The 22344-nt window shown below is 46.8% G+C and carries 21 protein-coding genes; 8 read left to right on the top strand and 13 right to left on the bottom strand.

The annotated features are described in order from the left end of the window. Window positions 1-2: 2 nt before the first annotated feature. A complete protein-coding gene (locus AC1DXC_RS22795) occupies window positions 3-953 on the bottom strand; it encodes a T9SS type A sorting domain-containing protein (RefSeq protein WP_477461477.1) in 951 nt (316 codons plus the stop codon). A gap of 136 nt (window positions 954-1089) precedes the next feature. Here AC1DXC_RS22795 and AC1DXC_RS22800 point away from each other — a divergent pair, with 136 nt between their 5' ends. Next, entirely contained in the window at window positions 1090-2910 is a 1821-nt protein-coding gene (locus AC1DXC_RS22800; RefSeq protein WP_477461478.1) for a sensor histidine kinase, read from the top strand. A gap of 113 nt (window positions 2911-3023) precedes the next feature. Next, a complete protein-coding gene (locus AC1DXC_RS22805) occupies window positions 3024-3719 on the top strand; it encodes a response regulator transcription factor (protein ID WP_477461479.1) in 696 nt (231 codons plus the stop codon). On the opposite strand, the gene AC1DXC_RS22810 is transcribed toward AC1DXC_RS22805, so the two are convergent. Further along, a complete protein-coding gene (locus AC1DXC_RS22810; protein ID WP_477461480.1) occupies window positions 3716-4078 on the bottom strand; it encodes a bleomycin resistance protein in 363 nt (120 codons plus the stop codon). The two genes, AC1DXC_RS22805 and AC1DXC_RS22810, sit on opposite strands and share 4 nt — an antisense overlap. A 129-nt stretch (window positions 4079-4207) precedes the next feature. Between AC1DXC_RS22810 and AC1DXC_RS22815 the strand changes: the two genes are divergently transcribed. Further along, window positions 4208-5794 (top strand): M28 family metallopeptidase, encoded by a 1587-nt coding sequence (locus AC1DXC_RS22815; RefSeq protein WP_477461481.1) that lies wholly within the window; start codon window positions 4208-4210, stop codon window positions 5792-5794. A gap of 135 nt (window positions 5795-5929) precedes the next feature. Here AC1DXC_RS22815 and AC1DXC_RS22820 read toward each other — a convergent pair whose 3' ends face one another. After that, window positions 5930-7270 carry an energy transducer TonB gene (locus AC1DXC_RS22820; RefSeq protein ID WP_477461482.1) on the bottom strand — a complete coding sequence of 447 codons (1341 nt, stop codon included), beginning with the start codon at window positions 7268-7270 and terminating at the stop codon, window positions 5930-5932. Continuing rightward, window positions 7263-7838, bottom strand: a complete 576-nt coding sequence (locus tag AC1DXC_RS22825; protein ID WP_477461483.1) for an RNA polymerase sigma factor — start codon at window positions 7836-7838, stop codon at window positions 7263-7265. Before AC1DXC_RS22825 ends, AC1DXC_RS22820 begins: the two co-directional genes overlap by 8 nt. Before the next feature lie 77 nt (window positions 7839-7915). Between AC1DXC_RS22825 and AC1DXC_RS22830 the strand changes: the two genes are divergently transcribed. Next, a complete protein-coding gene (locus tag AC1DXC_RS22830; protein ID WP_477461484.1) occupies window positions 7916-9892 on the top strand; it encodes a YfbK domain-containing protein in 1977 nt (658 codons plus the stop codon). Window positions 9893-10154: 262 nt separating this feature from the next. On the opposite strand, the gene AC1DXC_RS22835 is transcribed toward AC1DXC_RS22830, so the two are convergent. From AC1DXC_RS22835 to pdhA, 4 genes are all read right to left on the bottom strand, one after another. Beyond that, window positions 10155-10853 carry an SMUG2 DNA glycosylase family protein gene (locus AC1DXC_RS22835; RefSeq protein ID WP_477461485.1) on the bottom strand — a complete coding sequence of 233 codons (699 nt, stop codon included), beginning with the start codon at window positions 10851-10853 and terminating at the stop codon, window positions 10155-10157. Beyond that, entirely contained in the window at window positions 10850-11641 is a 792-nt protein-coding gene (locus AC1DXC_RS22840) for a M90 family metallopeptidase (protein ID WP_477461486.1), read from the bottom strand. The genes AC1DXC_RS22835 and AC1DXC_RS22840 overlap by 4 nt, the downstream gene beginning before the upstream one ends. 336 nt (window positions 11642-11977) lie before the next feature. Further along, window positions 11978-13648 (bottom strand): dihydrolipoamide acetyltransferase family protein, encoded by a 1671-nt coding sequence (locus AC1DXC_RS22845; protein WP_477461487.1) that lies wholly within the window; start codon window positions 13646-13648, stop codon window positions 11978-11980. A gap of 33 nt (window positions 13649-13681) precedes the next feature. Next, window positions 13682-14677 carry a pyruvate dehydrogenase (acetyl-transferring) E1 component subunit alpha gene (gene pdhA / locus AC1DXC_RS22850; RefSeq protein ID WP_477461488.1) on the bottom strand — a complete coding sequence of 332 codons (996 nt, stop codon included), beginning with the start codon at window positions 14675-14677 and terminating at the stop codon, window positions 13682-13684. A gap of 684 nt (window positions 14678-15361) precedes the next feature. On the opposite strand from pdhA, the gene AC1DXC_RS22855 reads away from it, so the two are divergent. Both AC1DXC_RS22855 and AC1DXC_RS22860 read left to right on the top strand, forming a co-directional pair. Continuing rightward, window positions 15362-15943 (top strand): C40 family peptidase, encoded by a 582-nt coding sequence (locus AC1DXC_RS22855; RefSeq protein ID WP_477461489.1) that lies wholly within the window; start codon window positions 15362-15364, stop codon window positions 15941-15943. Window positions 15944-16006: 63 nt separating this feature from the next. Continuing rightward, a complete protein-coding gene (locus AC1DXC_RS22860) occupies window positions 16007-17134 on the top strand; it encodes a CapA family protein (protein WP_477461490.1) in 1128 nt (375 codons plus the stop codon). Here AC1DXC_RS22860 and AC1DXC_RS22865 read toward each other — a convergent pair. Both AC1DXC_RS22865 and AC1DXC_RS22870 read right to left on the bottom strand, forming a co-directional pair. Further along, a complete protein-coding gene (locus AC1DXC_RS22865) occupies window positions 17131-17316 on the bottom strand; it encodes a hypothetical protein (RefSeq protein WP_477461491.1) in 186 nt (61 codons plus the stop codon). The genes AC1DXC_RS22860 and AC1DXC_RS22865 overlap by 4 nt on opposite strands. A gap of 145 nt (window positions 17317-17461) precedes the next feature. Beyond that, window positions 17462-18010 (bottom strand): 3'-5' exonuclease, encoded by a 549-nt coding sequence (locus AC1DXC_RS22870; protein WP_477461492.1) that lies wholly within the window; start codon window positions 18008-18010, stop codon window positions 17462-17464. A 131-nt stretch (window positions 18011-18141) separates the two neighbouring features. Here AC1DXC_RS22870 and AC1DXC_RS22875 point away from each other — a divergent pair, with 131 nt between their 5' ends. Next, entirely contained in the window at window positions 18142-18792 is a 651-nt protein-coding gene (locus AC1DXC_RS22875) for a hypothetical protein (RefSeq protein ID WP_477461493.1), read from the top strand. A 77-nt stretch (window positions 18793-18869) separates the two neighbouring features. Here the strand turns inward: AC1DXC_RS22875 and dxs are convergent, their stop codons facing one another. Then, window positions 18870-20801 carry a 1-deoxy-D-xylulose-5-phosphate synthase gene (dxs, locus tag AC1DXC_RS22880; RefSeq protein WP_477461562.1) on the bottom strand — a complete coding sequence of 644 codons (1932 nt, stop codon included), beginning with the start codon at window positions 20799-20801 and terminating at the stop codon, window positions 18870-18872. Window positions 20802-20936: 135 nt separating this feature from the next. On the opposite strand from dxs, the gene AC1DXC_RS22885 reads away from it, so the two are divergent. Next, window positions 20937-21704, top strand: a complete 768-nt coding sequence (locus AC1DXC_RS22885) for a segregation and condensation protein A (protein WP_477461494.1) — start codon at window positions 20937-20939, stop codon at window positions 21702-21704. On the opposite strand, the gene AC1DXC_RS22890 is transcribed toward AC1DXC_RS22885, so the two are convergent. Both AC1DXC_RS22890 and AC1DXC_RS22895 read right to left on the bottom strand, forming a co-directional pair. Continuing rightward, window positions 21701-21934, bottom strand: coding sequence for a hypothetical protein (locus AC1DXC_RS22890; RefSeq protein ID WP_477461495.1), 234 nt, complete (start codon window positions 21932-21934; stop codon window positions 21701-21703). The two genes, AC1DXC_RS22885 and AC1DXC_RS22890, sit on opposite strands and share 4 nt — an antisense overlap. Before the next feature lie 109 nt (window positions 21935-22043). Continuing rightward, complete coding sequence (locus AC1DXC_RS22895; protein ID WP_477461496.1) at window positions 22044-22217, bottom strand: hypothetical protein; 174 nt, start codon at window positions 22215-22217, stop codon at window positions 22044-22046. Window positions 22218-22344 lie beyond the last annotated feature (127 nt).

Below are 22344 nucleotides of genomic sequence, written 5' to 3' on the forward strand. Positions count from 1 at the left end.
AACTACTCCTTCACTATCCTCTTCACCGCCGCCTTTGCGCCTTGCTTTACAATAAGGAAGTAGATGCCATTACGGGGCAGGTTTATTTTTTTGCTGAAAGTGCCGCCAGTGGCCTTATCGCTCCAAAGGGCTTTGCCTTCGCTGTCTGTCAGTTTCACGTCCGCACTGGTTTTGGCCTCTAAATTAAAACTCAGGCTGGTTTTGCCTGTGGAGAACTCGGGCGAGAGGTTCAGATCGTTGATAGCTAACGCTGCTTTATCAACCCCGGCAATCCGTTTAAGAGCCTCTTTAGAAGCATCGTTCACACGGAAGCTTACATCGGTACTGATGCCATCATTATCGGTGCTGGAGTAATTGAAAATTTGGCTGTTCTTCCGGTCGAACGCCCTCATGCGGCCACGCCCCGGTCCATCAAATGCGAAAGGCCTGCGCGGCATCGGGGGCATATCATTAAAGCTGAACGCATCCCCATCATCTAACCGGAAATCGGGGCCTTCATCGTCGAACTTAAAGGCAAACGTACTATCGCCGGGCACCTTCTTGAGGCGGAAGGCGAATTTCTTGCGGATGGTGTCGCCGTTGCCATTAACAAATGGCCTGTCCATACCGGCCATATTGCCGTCTATGCGCCGCTCTATAATTACATCCTCATTGTTGTTACGGCCGCGCATGGCCGGCCCTCTGCGTATAACGATATCGCTATTGCCATCTTTGTCGGTATGCCTAAAGGTGAGGTTGCCCATCTTATCCAGCTCGCCCAGGGCATCTTTGCGCTCATCGGGTGATAGTTTCTTGATGTCTTTGCCGTTTACGGTGGTATCGCCGTTGGTTATTTTTATTTCGATGCTTTTTGGTGCGTTTTGGGCCAGCACCAATGGAGGCAGCCCAAAAATGGCTACCAGGCTAAGCGCCAGGATTGCTTCCAGCCGGGGGTGTATGATAAGCTTTTTCATTTTTTGCGGATTTAAGTTTATTAGGCCAAAGGTATAAAACGGTTATTAATCAATATGTTAAATGCCTCAGCCGCATTTGTTAAAAATTGTTAAATGAGGTTGTTATCAACGTAATTAAGATAATTTTGCTGTAGCGATGAAGAAAAGGAGTATCAGTTTGATTATCGGTTTAATGGGTTTTGCGCTGTTGGGCGTGGTGGGCATGCAATATTATTTCTTGCGCCAATCGTACCAAATGCAGTCGGACCTGTTTAACCGCACGGTAGACGATGCCTTGAACAGCGTGGTAAGCAAGGTTGCCAAGCAGGATGCCATTACTTTTTTAACGGCAAAAACCAAAATACGCTCTTTCAACCTGAAGGGGAGCGTTAACGATAAGCTTACCGAGATAAGCATCAACGGCAATACATCGGGAATGGACGACTCGGTCAGCCTAAAAAAAAGCCGTAGCAAACGCATGCGCAAACTGGCCATGCTTCGCGATAGTTTGAAGCGCATGATCATGCACAAAAAGACGGACGACGAGATCGCCAACCTTACCCAGCAAGGAACCGTTAACCTTCGCATCCGTATAGAAGAGTTTACAGATGAGTTTGGCAACGTGCAAGGCCGCTTTATCCCCGAGATAGAAAAAACACCGCCCCGCCCCCTTAAAGCAAAGGTATATAAATACGATACGCTACGCGGTACATATAACGACCCGCAGTTTGGCCGCCAGGTGGTAACCGCCGTTAGTCTTAACCCGCTTTGGGTGGCACAGCAAAAACGCCAACAAAAGGACAAAGAATTCAAACAGGTAAAAAAGATGCTGGAGGCCGACTCACTGGCCAACCTGCCGCGCTACCAAACTAAATCGAACATCATAACCAACCTGGCCGAAGAGTATCAAAAATCTAACGAACCATTGGCCAAGCGCCTCAACGGTTTCTGGATAGATTCGCTGCTAAGGTTCGAGCTGCAAAACCGCGGTATCATGTTGGATTATAGCTACGAGGTGGCTACCGCCAACAGCGATTCGCTCATCTTCTCCAGCGCAATGGATACAGAGGGCAAAAAGCCCGAGTTCATAGAAGCCAACACTTACCAGAAGGCCATCTTTAGCAACCAGGTGCTTGGCGACCCCGGGAAGATAAAGATATCTTTCCCCAAGAGGAACTCCTTTATATTGGGGAACATGACGGCTACCATGGGTACCACAGGCGGCTTGCTCTTTGTGCTGATATTTTGCTTCGGCTACACTATCTTTTCTATCCTCAGGCAAAAGAAGATATCAGAGATGAAGATAGATTTCATCAACAACATGACCCACGAATTCAAAACCCCGGTATCAACCATTATGATAGCCAGCGAGGCTTTGAAAGATGAAGAGATTGCCGAAGATAAAACCCGCGTGGCCCGCCTGGCCAACGTTATTTACGAAGAGAACGTGCGCCTGGGCAGCCATATAGAGCGCGTACTGAACATTGCCCGCATAGAAAAGGACGACTTTAAGCTGGATAAGAAACCGGTAGACGTAAACGAGACGATAAGCCTGGTGTTGGATAGTATGGCCCTTAAGCTGCAAAAATATAACGCCACAACCAGCCTTAACTTAACCGATGAAGCGCCCGTAATTATTGGCGATGAGCTGCATTTTAGCAACGTGATATACAACCTGATAGATAATGCCATAAAATACAGCAACGATGCACCTGATATCACCATCACCACAATAAAAAAGAATGGCTACGTTTCTATAAAGGTGGCGGATAAAGGCATAGGCATGAACCGCGACCAGCAGAGCAAAATTTTCGAACAGTTTTACCGCATACCCACCGGCAATCTGCACGATGTAAAAGGCTTTGGGCTGGGCCTTAGCTATGTAAACACCATCATAAAAAGGTTGGATGGTACCATTGGCGTAAAAAGCGAAAAAGATAGGGGCTCGGAGTTTGAATTGAAGTTCCCCATCGCGTAGCGGCTGGGAGTCGGAAAGTCCGCAGTTCGGCAGTCCGAAAGAAGAAGCGACGCATAAGTAAAACCTAAAATCTTGCCGACTTCCGGACTTATCGGACTTTCGGACCAAAAATTATGAAAAAAATACTACTGGTTGAGGATGACCCAAACCTGGGCCTGCTATTGCAGGATTACCTGCAGCTGAAAGGCAAGTTTGATGTGGTTTTATGTAAAGACGGCGAAGAGGGCCTGCGTGCTTTTACCAAACAAGCATACGATTTGCTGATACTTGACGTGATGATGCCTAAAAAGGACGGCTTTACCCTGGGCAAGGAAATAAGGAAAATAAACGCTAATGTGCCTATCATCTTCGCTACAGCTAAAGCCATGATAGAGGATAAAACACAGGCTTTTAATCTGGGCGGCGACGATTATATCACGAAACCGTTCCGTATAGAGGAACTGTTGCTGCGCATAAATGCCCTGCTTAGACGCACAGACAAGGCCGAAAAGAAAGTGGCCGACGAAAACCCTTCTCAATTTAAACTGGGCAGCTATAGCTTCGATTATTCAATGCAAATGATTGCCCGGGGCGATGCGCAGCAAAAGCTATCTACTAAAGAAGCTGAACTATTGCGCCTGCTCTGCCTACGCAAAAACGAGGTGCTTACCCGCGAGGAGGCCCTGCTGAACATCTGGCACGACGATAATTACTTCAATGGCCGTAGCATGGATGTGTTTTTAAGCAAGATACGCAAGTACCTGCGCGAGGACCCCTCGGTAGAAATTATCAACGTACATGGCAGGGGTTATAAGCTGTTGATTAATTAATCTTCGTCATCTCCCTGTATATCCTCCCCAAAATGGATTATGTTACCGGCATTATCCAATATGCTGAACTGCCGCATGCCCCATGGCATATCTGTAAGCGCACCGTTGGGGTGTACCACGCCTTTCGGTTCTAATTCTTCGTATAGCTTATCCACCTCGGTTACGTTGATGTAGCAGCCGGTAGCTTTGGGTATCTCCGGGTCGGTACAAGGCCACAGATGGATAAATATACCATCACGGCTGAATATCAAATAACCATCCCAGGCAGAGTGGAAAGTGAAACCCAGTTTTTCGGTGTAGAACTTTACGGTTTCTTCCTGGTTGAGGGAAGCTAATATGGGGACGGCGTTGGTGAGCATGGTAAAAAATCGGCGTTACTCAAATATACCTCAATTAATTATTTCAGTGTAACAACTTTGTTAAATCGGCAATAAACTTATACCGCTTTATTTAAATAAGTTTGCCTATTGCTTAATTAACTGATTACGATGAAATTAAAACTACTTTATGCCTGTATCGCATTTACAGGCTTAACGGCTAGTGCTTTAGCACAGGATGCCGTTGATGCGGCAGCCACTGCCAAAATCCGCGAAGAGGGGCTTAACCACTCTAAGGTGATGGATATTGCCTTCAACCTAACCGACGTTTCTGGGCCGCGTTTGGCCGGTTCACCGGGCTTAAAGCGTGCGCAGGACTGGGCCGTTGCCCAACTGAAAGAATGGGGTATGGCCAACGCCAAATTAGAACCATGGGGCAAATTTGGTAAAGGCTGGGAAGTGCAGAAGAACTACGCTGCCATCACCGTGCCTTATTACCACGCCATTATTGCCGTTCCCAAAGCGTGGACACCCGGCACCAACGGCCCTATAAAAGGCGAAGTGGTACTGGTAAAGGCTGATAGCGTGGCCGAGCTTGATAAATACAAAGGCACCCTCGCCGGCAAAATAGTAATATTTGATACCAAGCCACTTATCGAGCGCACCTTTAAATCAGATGCCGCCCGCTATACCGACGACGAATTGGATAAGATGGCACAGGCAACTATGGCGCCACGCGGTCAGCGCAACAATGCGTTCGACCCTAATTCGCCTGCCATGGTGGCCAGGCGTAAAGCTATTGCTATGCGCGCGGCCATTACCAGCTTTTTACTGAATGAAAAAGCCGGACTGATATTGAGCCAGGCCCGCGGTACCGACGGTACATTATTTACCACCAACGGTGCCTCTTACGCTGATACCGCTAAAGCGGTGGCTCCTGAACTGGAAACCAGCAGCGAAGATTTCCAACGCATATTGCGCCTGGTAAAAGCCGGCAAAAAAGTAGTACTTGAAGCGGAAATCAAAACGGAATTCTTTACCAACGATATGCAAGGCTATAACGTAGTAGCCGAAATACCGGGTACCGATAAAAAGCTGAAAGAGCAGGTGATTATGATAGGCGGTCACTTAGATTCGTGGCATGCTGCTACCGGCGCTACCGATAACGCTGCAGGCAGTGCCGTAATGCTGGAGGCTATGCGCATCCTCAAAACCATCGGCTTTAAACCAAAACGCACCATTCGTATTGCTTTATGGAGCAGCGAGGAGCAGGGTCTGTTCGGCTCGCGCGGTTACGTGCTTAACCACTTTGGCGACGCTAAGACTATGGAGTTGAAACCCGAAGCCGCTAAGCTTGATGCTTATTACAACCTGGATAACGGTACCGGCAAAATCCGTGGTATTTATTTACAGGGCGATTCGGCCGCCGGCCCTTTGTTTAAAACCTGGCTGGAGCCTTTTAAAGACCTTGGCGCAACAACGGTTACCATCAGCAATACCGGCGGTACCGATCACCAGAGTTTCGATGCGGTAGGCATCCCCGGCTTCCAGTTTATACAGGATGCTATAGACTATGGCTCGCGCACGCACCACAGTAACCAGGATACCTACGACCGACTGATAGAAGACGACCTGAAACAGGCAGCAACCATCATTGCATCGTTTGTGTACAACACCAGCGAGCGTAAAGATATGGTACCACGCAAGCCATTGCCAACGCCGCCCGCACCACCGGCAGGGGCTCCGGCAAGGAATTAACCATTGCATCAGATTTGACAACTCTCTAAGAGTTGTCAAATCTTGAGTATATGAAAAAGCGATTGGTGTATGCCAATCGCTTTTTTTATATCGTAAAAAAACATAACACCGGGCTAAAGGGAATGCAAATACCCGCTATTTCTTGTTGACGAAGCCAATAGGCTGAGTTACCTCCTGGGGCTTGCCATTGGCGTTTCCTTTCCATTTCGGCCCATGGGTGATGAGGTCGATAGCCTTTTTATCGGCGATAGCGCTTAGGCTTTTGGTAATTTTTATATTGCTTAGTTTGCCATCAGCAGCAACCGTAAACTTAACTTCTACTATGCCTGGTTTCTCGCCTGCGGACAGGTAACTGTTTTTGGCGATATACACCCGGAATACCATCCAACCTGTTGCGGGATGGGCGGCCGTTGGGTCTGTGTCTTCATCGTCTATGGTGTTGCGCGTAATTGCTGCATTATTAGCAGCCGCATTATTTATAGCAGGCAATTTAGTATTTAGTCCGGCTATGTTAACGCTGTCGGCATTTGCATTAGTCTTTAGGTTAGCAAAACCCGAGTACCCCACATCTGCAGTTTGGTTTTGAGAGGAGGCAGGCGACGCATATATTCCGTTTGCATTGTTAGTTAAAGCAGTTGTGGCTTTATTATCGGCCTTTACAGTAATGCCTTGTATAGGCAAAGGGCTGTTATTAGTAGCAACGGTGTTTGGTGAATAGCCGGGCGGCAGGTTTAGTTTATTAAGATCGTAAGCGCTTGTGGGCTTCTTGGGTTCGCTGGTAACACCATCTACTTTGCCGGGCAACGATTGAGATATGGGCCTTTTTTTGATAGCCACGGTAAGCGGCATATCTACCGTATCTGTTTTGGGGGCAGAAATGGCCCCTATTACCATCTCATCCAAAGGCATCCTGTTGCTATCCGCTTTTACCCCCGGCGCGGGCGACATCACTACTTCCTTTAGCGAAGTACCTCCACTGCTGGCGGCGGATCTATCGGCTATAAACTCTTTATTAGCGGGCCGGCTGCGCAATGCAGATGAAAGCGTTTTCTTATCGGCTTGCAGCTCGGCCAAATCGTTTGCTTTTAGTCGGCCTATGGCAGTAGTAGTATCAGTGGTGTCTGCTTGTGATTTCGGTGCTACAGTTACCTGTGCAAGTTTTGGTTGTGTTGGGTCATCATTGCCTTTATAAAGCAGACCCACCACAATCATAAAACCTACTATACCGGCGGCGATGGAGATGCTTGTCCAGGGGATAATGCGGCGTGGTTGTTTTTCTGTGCGCTGAGCAAGCCGTTTGGAGAGGATATCCATATTTCCCTGCTGATTGCCGCCGGCCATTTGGTAGCCCTCCAGCGCATCCATCAAAAATGGGTCGTGCTGGGCTTCGCGTTCCAGTTGGTGCATAGCTTTGGCATCAAGCTCCCCCTTAAGGTACTTCTGTATCTGCAATATGTTGGGCCGCTGCTTATCCACCGTTTTTCTCCAGGCAAAGCTTTAAGTTGCGTTTGCCGTTTTGTATATAGCTTTTTACTTCGTTTAAGGTAAAGCCGGTTTGCGTGGCAATATCCTTATAGCACATCTCTTCTAAATAAAATAAGCGTACGCTTTGTTTTTGTGCGGGCATCAATTTATCCATGCATCGCTCCAAAGCCTGTAGCGCGGCCTCTTTATCGGTACTATTATCTTCAGGATGCAAAACCGGATTAAATTCCATAAACTCATCCAGCCCAACGGTAGGTAATTTTTTATCGTTGCGTAATTGCATCAAACAATGGTTACGGCTAAGCACATACAGCCAGCTGCGAAACTGTTTTACCTCGTGCTGCTTTACCTTTACCACCAGTTCTTCAAATATCGCCATCACGGCATCGCGGGCAAGTTCTTCGTCCTTAAGGTATTTAAGGCAAAGGCCAAAAACCAGTGGCATGTGCCTTTCATATAACTTCCCCAGTACGCTTATATCGGCGTTTACGCGATAGCTGGCAACCAGCTCTTCATCTGCGGTATCATCGGGCCTAACTGGTTTTTTGAAGAAGCTCATTAAAAGCCACAAAATAAATTTTTTTTATGGCTTATGGAAATTTGCTTTCGGCGGCATCCTACCTGCAAAACCAACAGATGATGAAAAAGATTGTAATACTCATTTTAGTAATGGCCGTTGGGCTCATAGGCTTCAGGCGGATAGAAACGCGCACGATTACCGGTACCATAGTGGCCACAGAGGATGGGCTGCCCATCCCCGGAGCAACAGTGAAAGTAAAAGGTACAAGTATAGGCACGCAAACTACTATTACGGGCAAATACACGCTGAAAATTCCAGAATCGGCCAAGACACTGGTAGTAAGCTTTTTGGGTTATAATACAAAGGAAGTGAGTATAGGGCAAAGCGATACCATCAATGTGGCACTGGAGACCAATTATACCAGCATAAGCGAAGTAGTTGTTTCCGGCTCCTTAGGCGTAAAGAGGGCTTCAAAGCAATTGGGGTATGCTACAACAAGGGTAACCGGAAAACAAATTAATAATTCGTCAATTGCCTATGGTTTAAGCGCAAAAGTTGCAGGGCTGGCTGTGCAGAGCACCGACAAAAGCATCGACCCAAACCTGAAAATACAGTTAAGGGGAAACCGTGCCCTTGCCGATACGCTGAATAACGAAAGTTATAAAGGTATCGTAGAAAACACCTTCCTTAAGGCTAAAACCACGCCGCTTTCTACTTTTTCGGTAGATGTGGATGCGGCATCGTACAGCAATTTCCGCAGGTTTATCAATAGCGGCCAGCTGCCACCGCCGGATGCCGTACGTATAGAAGAAATGATCAATTACTTTAAGTACGACCTTGCCGGGCCAACAGACGGCGGGCCGGTAGCCATCCATACCGAGCTTTCATCCGCACCCTGGAACCCTAAACACCGCTTGCTGCGTATCGCCCTTAAAGCGAAAACTATCCCTACGGATAACCTGCCCGCATCAAACCTGGTGTTTTTGATAGACGTATCGGGTTCTATGAGCGACGAGAACAAACTACCGCTGGTAAAATCTTCATTGAAGATGCTTGCAGATCAGCTGCGCCCGCAGGATAGGGTAGCCCTGGTGGTGTATGCAGGCGCGGCAGGCGTGGTGCTGCCATCTACCCCAGGCGATAAAAAAGCTACTATATATAATGCTATCGATAATTTAAGCGCAGGCGGCTCTACCGCAGGCGGCGAGGGTATAAGGCTGGCCTATAAAATTGCCACCGAAAACCTGATGAAGAAAGGCAATAACCGCATTATACTGGCTACAGACGGTGATTTCAACGTGGGTGCATCAAGTGATAGCGATATGGAGAAACTAATTGTGAAGGAGCGCGAAAGCGGCATCTCGCTATCTGTTCTGGGCTTCGGCATGGGTAATTATAAAGACAGCAAAATGGAAACCCTTGCCGATAAAGGCAACGGCAACTACGCCTACATAGATAATATTACCGAGGCCCGCAAAACCCTCATCAGCGAGTTTGGCGGTACTTTGTTTACTGTTGCCAAGGATGTAAAGCTGCAAGTAGAGTTTAACCCTGCTCATGTACAAGCCTATCGTTTGCTGGGCTACGAAAACCGCATCCTGGCCGACCAAGATTTTAACGATGATAAGAAGGATGCCGGAGATATGGGATCGGGTCATACCGTTACGGCCTTTTACGAAATTATACCCGTTGGCGTAAGCGATAGCCTAAGCGGATCGATAGACCCGCTGAAGTATCAGCGGCCCGCTGCGGTTAATACCCCCGCAACTGCGAGCAAGGAACTGCTGACCATCAAATTCCGCTACAAGGAACCCACCTCAAACAAAAGCAAACTTAGCCAGGCCGTGGTGAACGATGTAGCACTCGATTTCGATAAAACCACATTAGACTTTAGGTTTGCCGCAGCCGTTGCCGAAACCGGCATGCTGCTGCGCGATTCGCACTTCAAGCAAAACTCAAGCTTTGCGCAAGCTATCAGCATAGCCAAAGCTGCCCGTGGCAATGATGCCGAAGGTTATCGTGCTGAGTTTATCCGTTTGGTAGAGAGCGCAAGGTTGCTGGCGAGGACGGCGATGGTGGTGGATGATAAATAAACTATCGCGTTGATATTATAATTTAGATTTACCTTTTTTGTGGCGATTTACCCTTGTGTCGGCACGCCGGCACAAGGGTAAATTTACTTAGGATGGCATTGTGTTTTTTAAACACCAAAGCCGTTGCAAACGGTCGCAATCCCGGCGATAGTACCCAAGGCAAAAAATCATTGTCGATATAATTACCCTTTTTTTGCTTCCTAAAGATTTTCCCCGAAATCTTTCCGATTTCCTCCGATTTTTCAAGGCGATTTTCGCCACTTTACTTCTTCATCCGCGCAAAAGCTTCCAGGTATTTATCGATATAGAAAGCCTTGGATTTGCTTTTATATTGCATGATGAACCGGGGATGTTCCAGCGCGACAACCTCTTTAAAGAAGCCGTATTGCGCGTTGATTTTTTTGATAAACTTTTCGTTTTGGCCCGTGCCGAAACAAAAGCAAAGATCCGTATCGATGCCCAGGGCTATTTGTTTCCGGAAGTTATCGGTGATATAAGGCGTTACGGCCTCAGTAAGTGCCGGGCTGTCGTAATAGTTGTAATTCTTTTCCCTGCCTTTTGCATCTATGGTGGTAAAACCAAGCGGACAAACAGAATTGATGTAAATATCCTTGTAGAACGCTTCAGGCCCGCCGTAAGCATTTATTACCTCGTAAACGAATACTGATGAAGGCTCGTGCGTTACGCGGCCCTCGTAGGCAATATGGCACTCGCTTACGAGCCGCTTGGGATCCGTAAAAGGGATGCCGGTTAAGCCACTACCGAACCTGCCGGGATTGATGCCCATAATGAGGTAGCGTTTAGCGTCATCTGAATAGTACTTGCGATAAAATTCTTCTGATATGCGGAAAACCTCCCGCTCTTCGCGGAAGGGATTCATGATGCGGATGCCCGCGGGCAGGGGAGGGCCGGTGTACTCCAACCCGCGGTTAAATTCAATTACTTTATCGGCGAACGTCATACTTGTTTTGTTGATGGATCCTGCCCGAATGCCTTGCTCAACATGTCATATAAGTCCGGGTGCTTGGTTTGGAATTGCTCTGGCTTGGTAAAGAAATACTCAGATACTACCGCTAAAAACTCCGCCTCGTTGGTGGTAGCATATGGGTTGATATCTGAATGTCCCTCTTCTATCCTATGAATTTCCTGGTGCATCATTTTTACCCAGGGTTCAACGTACTCATGCTCCAGGAAGCCCTCGGGGATACCGTCGGTCGCACCATCTGCCTTATCCAACAGGTGCACAAATTCGTGGATGCCGGTGTTCTCTTTGCCCGAGTTTTTGGAGAAGCCTTTTATTAGCGCTGCGCGGGATAGTATCATTTGCCCGTTCATGTAGCCGCTGCCTACCATGCCCATAATATTGCGGCCCTCTCCCTCGTTGCCTTCAAACTCAAAATCTTTGTTGAAGGTGTCTGGATATAAAAGCACGTTGGTGACGTTGCGGTAGGTCCAATCCTTAAAACCGAAGATGGGGATAACCGCGCTGGCGGCTACCATCATACGGTCGGTATCGGTTAGTTCCAGGCCAACGCCTTCGATGTGTACATCATCCAGGAATTGCTCTATCTTATCTTCGAAGTAAAGTTTATCGGTGTCGGTTAGGTGGTTGTAGAATTGGATATGGGTTGCCAGGATTTGCTTTTGTGCCGGTGTTAGTACAGTTTGCGTTGGCTTGTATTTATGCCGCATCTTTTTTATGGCATATAAAAGGATGGCGATGAAGAATGCGGAAACAACAATGAGCATGGGAGCAAGATAACAAAAAAACACAATTACCGCCGGGCCAACCACGTTATCATCGAGGCTCCAAAAGCTTGTTTCGGCGACAGGCGAACGCCCCAAACGCCCATTTTTCCGGGCAACCAGGATCCGGTAAGATTTACTCGGAAAACCACAGAAAAACACCGAAAACACTCCGAAAAACGAAGGGTTTTAAAACCGCCTTTTTGTTTTACGAAACTGTACAAGATTGTACGAAACTGTACGAACTGGGCTAACCGGGTATAAACAAAAATAGCGATGAGCCTAAACCCGTCGCTATCCTCAATTTCTAAATCCGAAATCGAAATTCCGAATCCGAAATTATATCAAAAGCCTCACCGGCTCTTCCAGTAATTGTTTCAGTGTTTGCAGGAATGCGGCAGCTAAGGCCCCATCAACCACGCGGTGGTCTGAGCTTAGGGTAACCTTCATTACGTTGCCGGGTACTACTGCCCCATTCTTAACAACAGGTACTGCTTGTATGCCGCTTACTGCAAGGATACATGCATTCGGTGTGTTGATGATAGCGGTAAACTCGTCTACACCGAACATACCTAAGTTAGATATGGTAAAGGTAGAACCTTCCATTTCGGCTGGCTGCAATTTTTTGTTTTTTGCTTTGCCGGCAAGCTCTTTCACTTCCTGAGAGATGTGGCTAAGCGTTTTGCCATCGGCAAATTTAATAACCGGTACCAGCAGGCCTTCGTCTACCGCTACGGCTACGCCAATGTGTACATGCTCGTTGGTGCGTATCTTATCGCCCAGGAACGATGAGTTGATGGCCGGATGTTGTTTTAAAGCAACAGCCACGGCTTTCACCACAAAATCGTTGAAGGATATCTTAACAGGCGCAACATCGTTTATTTTGCCACGGGCCGCAATTGCCTGGTCCATATCTATCGACATGGTAACGTAGAAATGCGGCGCAGTGAATAAGCTTTCTGATAACCTGCGGCTGATTGCTTTCCGCATCTGCGTAACGTTACGCTCGGTAAATTTCTCTTCGCCTGTGTAGGTTGGCAATACTACCGGTGCTTTTGCAGGTGCAGTAGCCGGAGCCGATGCAGCAGGCGCAGCTGCTTCCGGAGCAGTAGCGGCAGTAGCTGGTTTAGCAGCCGATGGTGTAAAGCTTTCTATATCTTTTTTGATGATGCGGCCGCCATCTGCGCTGCCTTTTACATCATTAAGGTTAATACCTTTATCTTTTGCAATTTTGCGTGCCAGTGGCGATGCTTTTACGCGGCTATCGTCTTCGGTAGAACCTGTTGCGGTAGCGCTTGGTGAAGCGTCGGAGCTTGCGGTAGGTGCAGGTGCTTCTGCCGGAGCAGCTGCAGCGGGGGCATCGTTACCACTATCCAATAACGGGGTGATATCTGTACCGGCTTTACCTACAATGGCTATGATGCCATTTACAGCAACAGCTTCGCCTTCTTTAACGCCTATATATAATAAAGTACCGGCTTCGTAACCCACAACTTCCATGGTAGCCTTGTCGGTTGCCACGTCGGCTAAAGAGTCATCCGCCTTTACTGTATCGCCAACTTTAAAGTTCCATTTTTCAATGGTGCCTTCGGTCATGGTATCACTAAGCAAGGGCATGCGTATTACAGCGGCCGGTATGCTGGCCAAATCAACCTTTGGTTTTGCTTCGACAGGTGCGACTGGTTTTTTATCTTCGGCAGGTGCTGCTTCCGGTGCTTTTGTTTCAGCGGCTGGTGCAGCATTGCCCTCTAATAACGCTTTATAATCTTCGCCATTTTTACCTAATACTGCGATGATGGCATCAACAGGTACAGCATTACCTTCCTGCACGCCTATGTAAAGCAAGGTGCCATCCTGATACGATTCAAAATCCATCGTGGCTTTATCGGTTTCTATCTCGGCCAATACATCGCCCGATTTCACCGTGTCGCCAACTTTTTTATGCCATTTTGCCAATACCCCTTCGGTCATGGTATCGCTCATCTTAGGCATTTTAACTACTTCAGCCATATACTGTTTGTTGTTAATATTTAGGTATAATAATTAGTCGCGGATGTAAGGATAATCCTGTTGCACATAAACATCGGTATAAAGCTCCGATGCTTCGGGCCATGGCGATTCTTCGGCAAATTTCACCGCTTCGTCTACCTGTGCTTTTATCTTGGCATCAATTTCTTCAAACCAGGCATCAGTAGCATAACCTTCTTTTTGTATCGCAAGTTTTACTACTTCGATAGGGTCTTTCGCTTTGTAGCTTTCCAACTCTTCTTTTGTGCGGTATTTCTGCGGGTCACTCATAGAGTGGCCTTTGAAACGGTAGGTACGCATTTCCAGGAAGGTTGGGCCTTCGCCGCGGCGTGCGCGCGATACGGCTTCGTCCATGGCGTTGTGTACTGCAACGGGGTCCATGCCGTCAACCGGCGATGATGGGATGCCGTAAGGCAAGCCAAGCTTGTAAATATCTGTTTGTATAGTGGTACGCTCTACGGAAGTACCCATGGCGTAACCGTTGTTTTCGCAAACAAAAATTACTGGCAGTTTCCATAAAGCAGCCATGTTGAAGGTCTCGGTTAAAGCACCCTGGCGCACGGCACCATCGCCCATGTAGGCAATATTAACATTATCAGTGCCTTTGTATTTTTCGGCAAAAGCTACACCTGCACCCATTGGTATTTGGCCACCCACAATACCATGCCCGCCATAGAAATGGTTTTCTTTGTCGAACATGTGCATCGAGCCACCTTTACCCTTAGAGCAGCCGGTTGCTTTGCCATACATTTCGGCCATGATAGCGTTTGGAGAGGTGCCTTTAGCTAATGCGTGCGCATGATCGCGGTATGCGGTTATCAAGCTATCCTCGTGGCGTATAACCGACATGGCGCCGGCCAATACTGCTTCCTGCCCAATGTACAGGTGGCAAAACCCACGGATTTTTTGCTGGCCGTATAATTGGCCAGTTTTTTCTTCGAATTTCCGCATTAAAAGCATAGACTCATACCACATCAGGTAGGTGTCTTTAGTTATTTCGATTGAACTCATTTATTAAAAACAATTCTAAGAGAATGTGCAAATCTAATTATATCTCGCAAATAACCGAAACTGCAACGAATTTGTTGTAAAGATTTATTTAACATGAATATAACCTTTTTCGGCCCCGGGATGCGCTTTTGGCTAAAAGCAAAATATCATTTGGGTAGTGTGTAAAAAGTACGCTTTATAAGAGCGTAATATATTGGTTTTCCGTAATTATCTTTTCGATATCGATACTGCTTAAAAGTGTGTGTAGCTGAGTTTAACTGCAGAGAATCACAGAGAAAGGGGCAGTTTGCACAGAGATTCAACTGATCGTAACAACACCACTCCAAAAAATACCAATAAAAATCCTCTGTGTTGCTCTGTGGCTACTCTGCGCTCTCTGTGGTTGAAATGTCGGCCTTGTCTTAATTGGAAATTTTTCACATTCACGCTACCAACCGGGGTTAAACGAAAAATATTTATAAAGCTGAAAATTAGCAGTTTAGACATTTATCGCTTTTAAGAATATTCACTTTAACGATAATTTTATTAACATTGATTAATATTTTCTACCTCAACGAACATGAAATTAATTTCATTATTTATTTGGTGGTTTAGAATATTTGTATAGTTTTGTATCTAACAATAGACACACTGTCTGATTTAATATACGTTTGTTGTCCCCTAATCAACAAAAAAAGAGATTAAATGAAGAAATTTGCACTTGCTATTGCACTATTTATGAGCGTTTTAGCCGCACAGGCTCAAACAAAAACCGTTCCAGTTCAGCCGGCCGATTCGGACGATCAGGAATCTTTAGCTAAAGATTATCTTTCGCAAATTATGGGAGTAGCCCTATCAGCAACTTCTAACATGAAACTTTTCAATTTTGTGCACGATTGGATCGGTACTCCATACCGTTTCGGAGGCAGCTCAAAAAAAGGCATCGACTGCTCTGCATTCACAAAGCAATTGTATAGTGATGTATTTAATTTGACCATCCGTCGCAGCTCACGCGATATTTTCAGCATGGTTAACCCCGTTAGCAAAGACGATTTGAAAGAAGGAGATTTGGTTTTCTTCAAAATACATAGCCGCCGCATTTCGCACGTGGGCATATACCTGGGCAACAACAGGTTTGCGCACGCTTCGTCTCGTGGCGTGGCTATCAGCAGTTTAGATGATGCTTACTACAGCCGTTACTTTTTTAAGGGCGGCCGCATGCTGGAATCGTTCAAGACCGGGCTGAGCAGCGATAATGTGGATAAACCGGGGCCGGACAACAACTAATTAAACCTAAATTATTATATTCGTAATCCCCCCATCACCAAATGGAGGGATTTTTTTTTGCTTATGACACCAGGGCCTAAACTTATTTCCTTTTGCGTGCTCTGCCTGTCGATAGCCAGTTGCATCAACCCCGCTATGCAGCAGGCAGCTAAAAAGCCTGTTATTGCAACTATAGCCGACACCATAACCCCCAAACCGTCCGTAGATAGCACCATACACATAGCCGCCGTTGGCGATATGATGCTGGGCACCGCATACCCCAGCAGCAGTGGCTTGCCGCCCGATAGTGGCAGGAGCAGTTTTAAGGAGGCTCTGCAGGATCTGCGCGAAGCCGATGTATCCTTCGGTAACCTGGAAGGCGTGCTGCTGGATACCGGTGCGCCATCGGCCATGAAGCTGAAATTTCGCAGCAAGCCCTATTTGTTTAAGATGCCAGAATATTATGGCGGTATTTTTAAAGATGCTGGCTTCGATATGCTGAGCGTGGGTAACAACCACAGCAACGATTTTGGGCTAAAGGGACGTGATAATACCATGAAAGTGCTGGATAGCCTGGGCATTCACTACGCCGGGCTTAAAACATCGCCCACTAAAATTTTTACGCTTAACGGGGTTAAGTATGGCTTTTGCGCTTTCTCGCCAAACAGCCAAACGGTGTCATTGCTGGATATTGAAGGCGCCAAAGCCATCATCAAAGAGCTGAAGCAGCAAAGCGATATTGTTATCGTATCGTTTCATGGTGGGGGCGAGGGTGTTGCCTTTGAGCATGTAACCCAGGCAAGCGAATCGTATAAGGGCGAGCGGCGCGGCAACGTGCATGCCTTTGCCCATGCCGCAATAGACGCAGGTGCGGATGTGATACTGGGTAATGGCCCCCACGTAAGCCGCGCTATGGAATTGTATAAAGACAGGCTGATAGCCTACAGCCTGGGTAATTTTTGCACCTACCGTAGCGTAAGTGTAGACGGAGTTTGCGGCCTTGCGCCGCTGCTTAAATTACGCGTAGATAAAAAAGGCCGCTTTTTGGGCGGCAATATCGTATCGTACAGGCAATCTCACGATAGGGGGCTGCAACGCGATACGCTTAACCGCGCATCGCTCCGCATAAAAATGCTTACCGAAACCGATTTCGGGCAGCCGGGCCTCAGTATTTCCGACAACGGCGTAATCACGCCGCTTGCGGTTAACTAAGCCTCGTCCTTAGTGTTGCGTACCAGGCTGATGCCGGTAGAAAAGAATAATACAGAAATTATGCCCACTACTATCAATGTAGTGGCGGCCCCGGTATGGTTGATAACTTCAACCCCTGTCCAAATGAGCCCGATGATACCCAATACGGTAAGCACCGCTCCGAAAGTTCGTTTTAAGTTCATGTGTTTTTATGGTTATGTGCGTTTTGCATAGATGTATGGGTATTAACCTATTTTCGGGCGGTTTGTTTTGAGGTATAAGGCTAGAAGCAAAAAAGCGATTGGCAAATAGCCAATCGCTTTTTTATTACGCTTAAATCAGGAAAGCCTAATTATTCAATATCCACCAAAGTATTTTGGCTATGTTTTTTGCATCATCCACACCACGATGATGGGTGCCTTCCAACGGGATATCCAATAACTCAAGCGCGCCTGCCATGCCTTGCTCAAAAGATAGTTTCTTTTTTAAGGCAAAAAGGGTTTTAACGTTTACGTGCGAGGGGCTAAAAGGATAGCCAACACCAGATGCAGCGCATTGCCTCTGAAACTGTTTAGCATCGTACCCGCCAAAACTTGCCCAGGCGCGGCTTTGGGCGAGGTATTGTTTCTTCAGTATCGAGCAGCCCTCTTTAAAACTTATGCCTTCGCCGGCTACCATTTCGGGTGTAATGGTTGTCAGTTGTGTGCAAAACGGACTGATGGTAGAGCGTTCGGGTTTTATCAGGATGCCTTTATTATCGGTGATTTCGCCGGTGTTTACATCCAGCAAGCAGATGCCTATTTCAATGATGTCGCTTTCCATTCCTTCGGGAGGATTGCCTTCCCAGCAGGTTGCTTCAACGTCAACTATCGTTATTTTATCTAATAATTTTGCCATGATATTCAAATGTAGCGGAATAAACCCGGAATCTTTGTACTAACAGGCATTCGTAGGTTTGACAACTTTTTGAAAGTTGTAAAATCTAAACGTGTTTTGAGTAAACATTGGTTTATCTTGCATTGAAGTAAATGGAACAGCAATTTGATTTAGAAAAATGGGTATGGACGAATGATGACTTCCCCAAAATGGGATGGCATGATTGCCCGATATATGCAATGAGCTTTAATGATGATATCCGCTTAGATATAGACTATATATTTGAATGGATACATAACGGACCCGGAAAGCCTTTTACTTTTTGGATTGCACCGGCTACTTTAATTTTTGAAAGTGCCGGCTACTTTCAAGTAGATGTAGAATCAGACTTTGTTAACGGGTTGGAGATTGCCGCTATAATCAGAGAAGAGCGTCCTGATGAAACTATATGGACCATAGCGACGCAGGAGGGTGATATAATAATTAAAGCCGACAACTACAGGCAGGTTATCAGGCGCGCACCATCTTTTCAGTATTCTCAATTTGTACCAACCGAAGAGCGGGGTGAGGTTTCTTTTTCTGAGACGATTGAAGTAAACTATTCAGACAGTGCAGAGGTAATTGCCAAAAGAAAGGAAAGAGCTCTTTTGTATAAACTAAAGAGCGACAAAAGCGATTTGCTTGCTAAGCAAGAGGCGCTTGATGAAACTGTTTTAGGAACGAAGGCTTATTTAACAGAGAAACGACAGATAGACCAGGCGATATTTGAGATAGAGCAAGCGATCGCGCAATTGTCTGTATAAAACAAAAAAGCTATCGGGTTCACCGATAGCTTTTTTGTTTTAGCCTTATTTCTTGACTCTTGCTTCTTGACTCTTCTTTACGATGCTATCGTGTGCTTATTGCATTTGATATCCAGGCTTTGCACTTTGGCCACTATGGCAGCTGCGTCGTAACCGCATTCGGCCCAAAGCTCGGGCTGTTCGCCGTGTTCTATATACCTATCGGGGATACCCAGGCGGATAACATTGGTAGCCTGGTAATTATTATCGGCCATAAATTCTAACAGGGCAGTGCCCATGCCACCTTCTATACACCCATCTTCCACCGTAATTACGCAGCGGAATTTGCTGAAAACCTCGTGCAGCATAGCAGCATCCAATGGTTTTACGAAACGGAGATCGTAATGGGCGGGGTAGTAACCTAGTTCGTTTAGCTGAGCCGTAGCTTTTAATACCTCGTTGCCGACTGCACCGATGGATACGATTGCCACGTCCTCACCGTCAGATATCTTGCGGCCCTTGCCCACGGGGATGGCTTTGAAAGGTTTGCGCCAGTCTACCATTACCCCATTGCCGCGTGGGTAGCGTATGCTGAATGGCCCCATATTTTCCTGTTGTGCGGTGTACATGAGGTTGCGCAGTTCTTCCTCGTTCATGGGGGCAGATACTATCATGTTTGGGATGCAGCGCATGTAGGCCAGATCATAAGCACCATGGTGGGTTGGCCCATCGGCACCGGCGATACCGGCACGGTCTAAACAGAACACTACGTTTAGTTTTTGAAGGGCCACATCGTGTATCACCTGGTCGTAAGCGCGCTGCATAAAGCTGCTGTAGATGTTACAGAAAGGCACAAGGCCCTGTGTAGCCAATCCCGCGGAAAACGTAACGGCGTGCTGCTCGGCAATACCCACGTCAAACGCGCGGTTAGGCATGGCCTTCATCATCAGGTTAAGCGAACTGCCCGATGGCATGGCTGGCGTGATACCCATTATTTTAGGGTTTGCTTCGGCCAATTCTATAATGGTATGGCCAAACACATCCTGGTATTTAGGCGGTTGCGGCTTATCGTACTTTGTCTTTTTTATCTCGCCGGTTATCTTGTCGAACAAACCGGGGGCGTGCCATTTGGTTTGGTCCTTTTCGGCCAGGGCATAGCCTTTACCTTTTACGGTAATGCAATGCAAAAGCTTAGGGCCGGGTATATCGCGCAGGTCTTTAAGTACTTTTACCAAATGCTCCACATCGTGCCCGTCGATAGGGCCAAAATAACGGAACTTCAGCGCCTCGAAGAAGTTGCTGCGTTTAAGCAGGGTGCCTTTTATGCTTTTCTCAATCTTCTTAGCAATTTTAAAAGCATCCGGGCCAATGGCCGATAGCTTGGTGAGCACGGTTGCTATATCGTCCCTAAACCTGTTGTAGGGTTTAGAGGTGGTAATATCGGTAAGGTATTCTTTCAGCGCGCCCACGTTGGGGTCAATCGCCATGTTATTGTCGTTCAGTATCACCAGCAGGTTGCTGTTTTCGATACCCGCATGGTTCAGGGCCTCAAAGGCAAGCCCGGCTGTCATGGCGCCATCGCCTATTACGGCCACGTGTTGCCTGTCGTTTTCGCCTTTGTATTGCGAAGCCACCGCCATACCCAATGCTGCCGAAATAGAGGTAGAGGAGTGCCCAACGCCAAAGGTATCGTAAATGCTTTCGCTACGTTTTGGGAAACCACTGATACCCTTGTGCAGGCGGTTGGTGTGGAATTGCTCGCGGCGGCCGGTAAGTATCTTATGCCCGTATGCCTGGTGGCCCACATCCCAAACCAGTTGGTCGTAAGGGGTGTTTAGCACATATTGCAGGGCAACGGTAAGCTCAACGGTACCCAGGCTGGCAGCAAAGTGCCCGCCGTTTACCGATACCACATCAATGATATACTGGCGCAGCTCGTCACACACCTGTTTAAGTTCTTCTTCCTTAAATTGCTTTAAATCAGATGGATTGACAATCCTTTTTAACAAATCACCGGCGGGTACCTGCATGGACATTCTTTAGACGTATTTAACTTACAAAGTAAGCGATATTATGCGATAAAATCAGAATAGTATAAAGGTAAATAATGTTTTGCAAATAACATTTATAATTGTTTACCGTGTTTTAACTGTATTTTTGGGCGTATGACCGATGATAGCTTCGCGATAAGGCTGCCCCAGTTTGAGGGCCCGTTCGATTTGCTCCTGTTTTTTATAGAGCGCGACGAACTGGATATACACGATATCCCCATCGCTAAAATTACCGACGATTTCCTGCAATACATCCACCATATGACGGTGCTGAACATGGAACTGGCCAGCGAATTTATCTTTGTGGCGGCCACGCTGATGCGCATCAAAGCCAAGATGCTGCTGCCGCGTTACAACAGTGGCGAGGAAGAGAACGAACTGGATACCAAGGAAGGGTTGATACGCAAGCTTATCGAATACAAGAAATTCAAGGAGCTTTGCGAGGAAATACGCCCTTACGAGGATGAGCGTTTTAAACAGGAAAAGCGAGGCAATATTAAGCAGGACCTGGAGCAGGTGGAGAAAGTGACCGTGCCTGGCGAAGAACTATCAGAAATAAACCTGTACAAGCTAATGGTGGTTTATAACCGCCTGATGAAGCAATACCTCACCCGTACCGAAACCGTTACCCATACCGTGGTGCAGTACCCCTACACCATCGAGAAGCAGAAACAGGCTATACAAAACCTGCTGCAGATAAATAAACGGCTCGATTTTGGCAGCATTGCCGCCGGCAGCGAAAACAAAGTACATTTCGTGTACAATTTTTTGGCCGTGCTGGAGATGCTGCAGCAGGAAATGATAGATATACAGATTGGGCTCGGCTTCAATAACTTTTGGATAGCGCCGAGAGGAGAGATGCAACCCCCAATGCCTGATTAATTATTACCTATATCTGCCAACTCACTTACATCCGTTTTTAGTTTTTTAGCTTTTTTTTGCTGCCTTTTTAGGTAATCTTTGGCGTGTTCCTTCAGTTCTGCTGCTGCGGCATCTATATCGGCCTTGCGTTTTATATACAGGTAGGTAATAGCCCCGGCAAAAATGGCCCCTAAGGTTAAGCCGGCTACCAGTAATTTGCTGTTATCGTGTTTTTTGAATGGATTTTTCATAGCGTTGTTTTTTATGAGAACGCACGGACGTGGCTTTTAGTTCTCACAAATGTTAAAAAGAGGAGTAAGAGATTAATTGCAGCCATGCTCAGACCTAATTAAAAGATGTTTATTTGCTCTGCGCAATTTTTGCACGGACCGGTTGCACGCTGCCCTGCGACTGTTGGTTGCATTTGCCTAATAGCACCCAAATAATAATGAATATGATAATGGTTGAGAAGCACCCGCCTCCCAGTTTTTTTGCGCCCCATGCCGCGATAAGTCCCCTGAAAAAGTTATTCATTTGTTTGTGTTTTTGGTAGCATAACATTGCCTGGGTTATAAGGTTTGCCAGGGAGCCATAATTTGATAGCAGGAAAATTAATTATCCAAGCTTGCGTACATCGCGGTTTTTTTTCCATCTTTAAACT

The organism is Mucilaginibacter sp. P2_D11 (genome assembly GCF_056404435.1).